Here is a 6,511-nt window from a genome sequence, read left to right as displayed (position 1 = left end):
ATTAATTTATAGATAAATTATATCACTACTATTTTTTTAACAAAAATACGACCAGAGTTACTAATTTTTAATTTCCAATTTTAACAAAAATCTTGTAAAATGCTCTCACAGAAGAATAACATTCTTCATGTTGTATCTTTAAAATGTAACCTAAATTTTTAATGAGCTTATTATTCCCAATTCAGCATAAAAATAAACTAAATTGCTTATCAATCCTATTTTTGCGCTTGTCATATCTCTTAGGTAATAATAGATATAAATTGTACAACACTTCCTTTTGAAGTAATCACTTCAATAAAATACAATAAGGTTCCTGTATCCTCTATATCTCCTCTTCATCAAAGCATAAAGAAACAGGATAAAGGATTTTATCATGTTATCTTTTTTTATCATCACACGTACCGCAATACAAAATCTCATTCAAAGTAAAAGAACTATTCTTTCTTTGAGGAAATAAGAGGAACAGATTTTTTAACGGTAAGTGCAACAAAGGAGGCAATGAACACTTTTAAACAACCACCAATCAGAAAACCTGAGGAAGCCACTAAAACCTTTAATAAAGAGATTTTAGTAATATATGCTGTCCATGGTATTCCAAAAGCATAGACCACCCCTATACCACCTAAAGAATTTATCATAATTAATGTTATAAAATTTAACCGCTGCCAAAATAATTCAACCATAAAGCCAATAAAAAATGCAGCAAATGGAAAACCTATCAGATAACCACCAGAAGCCCCTGAAAAGACTCCGATCCCACCACGACCACCAGACAATAAAGGTAGTCCAATAGCAACAAGGACAAGGAACAGAAGCGATGCTAAGGCTCCTCTTTTTGCACCAAGTATAGAGCCAGCTAACATCGGTCCCATAGATTGAGCTGTAATAGGAACTCCAAGAAGAAAAGGAAGGGAAATGGGAGGGAAAAGACCCAAAACAGCGTAAATAGCGGCAAATAAAGCAATATAGGTTAAATCTTTTGTATTCATTTTTATAATCTTTTTTATGAGGGATTTGTATTATCGCTAACTATTGTATCAACAGTATCAGCATTATAAGAGCGTGCCTCCAATGCCTCAGCGACTTCTGAAGCCATTCTTATAGTTCGTATAATTAAAGGTATTGCAAGAGTTGCAATATTTGTATTGAATCCGCGTGCTCGTTGTGCTTCACGCACTTCATTGAACTTTTTACTCAAAAGAGGAATAAATCTGATAGTCATAGAGATAACTATACTCAATTGTGATGGATTTATACCAAAGCGACGAAAGGGCTGAAGCCCTACTTCAATCGAAACTACCATATCTGAAACTCTTGTTGTGAATGAAACAAGTGATGATAAAGAAAAAAGAATAATAAGGCGTAATATAACCTCAACACCTATAAGCCAATTAACAAAAATAGCTTGAAATACAAATATAAGGGCTAAAAACAACCCCATCGATTTAAATTGCTTTATCACAGTGCCAAAGGGAATCTTGGCAATTCCGTAGAATAAGCTTATGAATAATAAAAATAGCATCAAAATAGGTATAGATGAAACCATTAATATAGTAGTTCCACACACCGTAAGAAATAATAACTTAATACCTGGTTTTAATTTATGGATAAAGGTATCTCGCGGAATATATAAACCGATCATGACATTCTTCTTATATATTCTTTGATAGCAACCAAAGGCATATCATCAACAACTATCTCCCCCTTATCAAAAACTAGTATTCTATCAAAGTTTCTGAGAAATTCCAAATCATGTGATACAACAATTGCCGTTTGTGATAATTCTTCTATAACTTGCGTAATGTGACGCTTGTTTCGCAAATCAAGTAACGTTGTTGGCTCATCAAAAACAATATAATCTGGTTTCATTGCAACTACACCAGAAATAGCAACGAGTTGTTTTTGTCCACCACTTAATAAATGTACTGCATGATTTCTAAAATTTTGAAGATCATAGCGCTGTAAAATTTCATCTACACGCTCCTTAACTTCCTCTTTACTCAGTTTTAGATTTTTGAGACCAAAAGATAAATCCTCTTCTACTAATGGTAAAACAATTTGATTATCAGGATTTTGAAAAACAAATCCTACTTTATGTTTTACTGCGTTTGCATCGCGCTTTGTATCAAGCCCATCAACACTCACAAAGCCGTGAGATGGTAATTGCAGCCCATTGATGAGACGAACAAATGTACTTTTTCCAGAACCATTCGCACCAATAACGGCGATTCGTTTTTCGGTAAGCTGTACAGTAATATTCTTCAACACACACAAATCACCAAATACTTGTGTCACCTTATCAAACTTTATAATCCCCAAGATTTATTCCAATCAATCCCTTTATATCATCTCTTCTACCTTTATCGCTTAAGTTTATAACCTAAAAATAAAAATAAACACCATAGAGGAATAATAACAACGGCCAAACTTATATCAGGCATCTGCATAGGTATATATGTTTCAAGAAAAGACACCTTTATTCCTATCATATCAAAAAGCCTAGTCATTAATCCATTTTTTCCAAAACCACTTACAAACATAATGCAAAATAATAAAGCAAGAAAGCAGAGGCAAAGATAATTAGCGTAAGGATACAAACCAAACGCATATATAAATTCTTCTTTTTTGTTCTTATGTACCTTTCGAAATTTCAAATGAACAATAATAATGATAGCCCAAGTAATAACCGCTGCTGCAGTTGCAAGAGCCATGATCCGCATAAAACTATTATCAGGAACAAGAGCATTAATGACAACGATTATCGCTGTACAGAATGATGAAAAAAGGATAGCAATATAAGGGACACGAGCAGTATTCAGTTTACTGAAAATATCTGGTGCATTTTCTTGTATAGCTAAACTATAAAGCATACGACCATTAGAATAAATGCTACTATTATAAACAGAAATAGCAGCCATAATGACCACAAAATTCAAAATATGACCAGCCGCAGGGATTCCTATAGTCTCAAAAATTGTAACAAAAGGACTACCATTTTTTCCAATTATATTCCATGGGCTAATTATCATAATAACACTGATAGAACCAATATAAAAAATTATAATCCTCCACATAACTTGACGAATAGCCACTGGAATCGTTTTTTGTGGATTAGATACCTCTCCAGCAGCAATACCAATAAGCTCTGTTCCTCCAAAAGAAAACATTACTACAGAAGTCGCTAAAACAACCCCTATTGCTCCATAAGGGAAAAAACCGCCATGATCCCAAAGATAATGAATACTCGCTTGGTTCCCTCCTACTCCAGTGACAATGAGAAAAATCCCAAAAATAATCATACTAATAACAGCAGCAACTTTGATTAAAGCGCAAGCAAATTCGAATTCTCCATAAAAACGAACATTAAATAAGTTCACTAATGTAACCAACAAAAGAATAATGAAGGATGACTTCCAATGATCAATCAAAATCCAATGATCAAGGTAAAACCCTATCACTGTAAGTTCAGTCATACTCACAAGAACATAAAGAAACCAATAATTCCAACCTGCTATAAAACCAGCCAATTTCCCCCAATATTTACAAGCAAAAAAACTAAACGCCCCTGAAGATGGTTCTTCTACTGACATTTCTCCAAGCATTCGCATAATGAAATATATAATAAGTCCCCCAACAAAATAAGCTAAAATGGCTGAAGGACCAGCTAATTGAATTGCTTCTGTTGATCCATAAAAAAGTCCTGTCCCAATAACACCACCCAAAGCAATCATTTGAATGTGGCGATTTTGAAGGTTACGCTTCAATTCATTATTCGCATCATTAAGCACTCTTCTTCACCCCTCCTTGATATTGATTTTAATCTTTATAGGAAATGCTAATGATAGCTTTAAAATATTTTTTTTCAAAAGAAATTATAATAAAGAAAACATAAATTTATTTTTCTTATCATAATGCAACCCCTTGTCTTTCTGTGCATTATGAGATTGTTCTGTTAAATTTATAGGGAAATATGTTTCGCCCTCTCCTTAAATTAATGGCTTTCATTTTCGTTACGCTGACAATCATAGTATTGGCTATTGATATCGCTCACTCTGTAAGCATATCCCATTGGACGACAACGCCCTTCAATACAATGCTTGTAAACTTTCTGCAAACAGATATCTATCGACTTAACCAATCCATACGTAATATCATGCCACCTTTCCTGTCTTTAATTTGTATTACTCTCATTTGTTTGCCAGGATGGTTTATTTTAGGAGCTTTATCAATAGGGTTGTGCCTCTTGAATTACAAAAAACCAAAGCCTTTTAACAAAATATCGTATACATAAAGAGAAATATATTTGATATTAAAGGCGTTCCTCAAAAATCCATTTTTGCCATACATAACGAATAAATCTTAGAGAATTTCACCCTATCGAGATAGCTAAAAAGCTACTTCATTAATGGGTATAAATGAAGAGAACTATTATGGATATAATATCACTTCATAATTACTATAAGCTACTACGCCAACAATGCGCTTATTTTTATCAATGACGTATTTAACAATTCAAACTTCACCTGAAAGGCTATCTGTATGGAAAAACCAGGTCTTTTAAAAGCTACAATTGTCTATAATTTCTAGTTTATCTGCTAAAAAACTTCCCTCTATTTTTTAGTACTGCGCTTTATATAGAAAAAATGCACTAAAAATAACAGCATACTCTTTATAGAAATAATGATAAATATGGCGCTTACAAAAACCATCCCTCCACACGGTACAAAAACACATTAAACGAAAAAATTTGAACAGTAGACAACCATAAGAGCGACAAAAGAGCTTCCGCATGATTGGAGTTTTTTTACGCGTCATCTACTGAAAAAACGGAGGGCTTTATTAAAAAACTTGAAAGCTTCAAGAAAAATATTAGGTGTTCTTATTCACGAAAAGATGATGCAATAAAATTTTTAGAGAAACTCTGTTCTTCTAAATCCGAAAATCGCCTCATTAAAATATCAATTTTTTTAAATATTTCATCCAAACTTTTCCATTGATCAGTTACTATGCAAGAAAACTCTTCAAGAAATTTTTCTTGATGCATTGACTTTATTTCTAGTTCTGTCAGCCGATTTTCATCTAACATGGTTTCTTTCACTCCATCTTAAATAAAAAGTATATCTGATTGTATCAAATTGTTCGTTTCACCTCTATTTCTTAAGAATAGCTTTTCTATAAAACAATACACAGAGCTTATTTGTCATATTATTAAAGACTGATAGCAGTTTTTTATTCACAAAATAGCTTCTCAAAAAAATTCTTCCTTTTCCAATAAAACGGGCAAATATCTTTATCTGTACAAGGATATCTTAACGCTATTTTCTATTCCTCAAATGCGCTTTTATAACGCCTCTAACATTGAACGCAATCGTAAAGTGAGAAAGCATATTATCGACAATTTTATAGTATCAAGATCAAAAAATATCGCTTTGCAGCTAAGTTCAGAAAACTATTCTTTCTACCTCAATAACGGCAGCATCTTATAAATTATCAAACAAAATGCATACTTGCTTTTGTACATTCTTTTGGCTATTAGCATCAAAATAACTTTTGTTTGCTTAACATATATAAGCTTATGCCGCATTAGCTCAGTTGGTAGAGCATATCATTCGTAATGATAGGGTCGCTGGTTCAAATCCGGCATGCGGCACCATTTTTTGTTTTTAGCACATTGTAGTATATAGATTTTTTTCTAATTCGCTGTTTTAAGGCCACCTTATTAGTCTACTGTAGTTTGTCAGCAGATTTTGTATATTTTGATACCAGATATTGTACCAATTCAATTCATTTTTTCAAAGGACTCTCAAAGGATTTTCAAATGTCCTTTAACAAGTTTTTACCTTCTCTTAAAAATCGCAATTGATGATAATCAATTTCTTAGTAAGGGTCGCATTATTTGAGGAGTAGCATGTATAAGATGTGGTAAATTTTATATAGTAACTCGACTGAAGGTTTTTCGGATCTCTAGCGTATCATTTAAAGACAGAAGAAACTTTTCTTTTCCTTCAGCAACAGGATAAACAATACCCAATTACTGTGTTACCAAACCAAGATATAAAGTTTGCACTTTGATCTCATTTTGAATTCAATACTTTTATCACCAATGCATACAATTATGTAAATTAATTACTTTAGAGTATGGTCTAAAATACAGTAACCAGAATTTAACTACTCTCTGAAAATAAAATACTCTCTAAATTACTTTAATCTCTAACCATTTGCTAAAAAACTCACATATTCTTCTTCTACGAGATAAAAGAGAAATTCTTGTGTAAAATCGTATTCCATCAAAGACAATATCATATCCATACAAGATATTATTCTATAAAATTAACCTAAACATTATAGAAATTATAGAATATGATCCATTTCTTATTATAACTATAGATTGCAATAATATATGATTTATTTTTTTACGTTAATACGGAGAAAACAATTAACTAACAAATTATATTTTAGATGTTTTTATAAATAAGAGGAAAAAATATTTATAGCTATTTCTTCTATATCA

Annotated in this window: 6 protein-coding genes and 1 tRNA gene; 2 read left to right on the top strand and 5 right to left on the bottom strand. The window is 32.1% G+C overall.

The annotated features are described in order from the left end of the window. Window positions 1-434: 434 nt before the first annotated feature. Genes O9A_RS02830 through O9A_RS02815 form a run of 4 tightly spaced genes read right to left on the bottom strand, consistent with a single transcriptional unit; the run spans window position 435 to window position 3,788 of the window. Window positions 435-989: a biotin transporter BioY gene (locus O9A_RS02830; RefSeq protein ID WP_034458596.1), complete on the bottom strand. Its 555-nt coding sequence runs from the start codon at window positions 987-989 to the stop codon at window positions 435-437. Between the two features lie 14 nt (window positions 990-1,003). Beyond that, window positions 1,004-1,642 (bottom strand): energy-coupling factor transporter transmembrane component T family protein, encoded by a 639-nt coding sequence (locus tag O9A_RS02825; RefSeq protein ID WP_034458594.1) that lies wholly within the window; start codon window positions 1,640-1,642, stop codon window positions 1,004-1,006. Then, window positions 1,639-2,319 carry an energy-coupling factor ABC transporter ATP-binding protein gene (locus O9A_RS02820; protein ID WP_034458592.1) on the bottom strand — a complete coding sequence of 227 codons (681 nt, stop codon included), beginning with the start codon at window positions 2,317-2,319 and terminating at the stop codon, window positions 1,639-1,641. Before O9A_RS02820 ends, O9A_RS02825 begins: the two co-directional genes overlap by 4 nt. 41 nt (window positions 2,320-2,360) lie before the next feature. Then, window positions 2,361-3,788 (bottom strand): amino acid permease, encoded by a 1,428-nt coding sequence (locus O9A_RS02815; protein ID WP_034458590.1) that lies wholly within the window; start codon window positions 3,786-3,788, stop codon window positions 2,361-2,363. 182 nt (window positions 3,789-3,970) lie between these two features. Between O9A_RS02815 and O9A_RS08265 the strand changes: the two genes are divergently transcribed. Continuing rightward, a complete protein-coding gene (locus tag O9A_RS08265) occupies window positions 3,971-4,291 on the top strand; it encodes a hypothetical protein (RefSeq protein ID WP_084790491.1) in 321 nt (106 codons plus the stop codon). Between the two features lie 588 nt (window positions 4,292-4,879). On the opposite strand, the gene O9A_RS02810 is transcribed toward O9A_RS08265, so the two are convergent. Beyond that, a complete protein-coding gene (locus O9A_RS02810) occupies window positions 4,880-5,086 on the bottom strand; it encodes a SlyX family protein (RefSeq protein ID WP_034458588.1) in 207 nt (68 codons plus the stop codon). Window positions 5,087-5,577: 491 nt separating this feature from the next. On the opposite strand from O9A_RS02810, the gene O9A_RS02805 reads away from it, so the two are divergent. Continuing rightward, a tRNA-Thr gene (locus O9A_RS02805) sits at window positions 5,578-5,653 on the top strand. Window positions 5,654-6,511: the final 858 nt, after the last annotated feature.

Source organism: Bartonella koehlerae C-29 (genome assembly GCF_000706625.1).
Taxonomy (GTDB): Bacteria; Pseudomonadota; Alphaproteobacteria; order Rhizobiales; family Rhizobiaceae; genus Bartonella; species Bartonella koehlerae.
The sequence above is the reverse complement of the archived record's forward strand: the minus strand, read 5'-3'. Positions and strand labels throughout refer to the sequence as shown.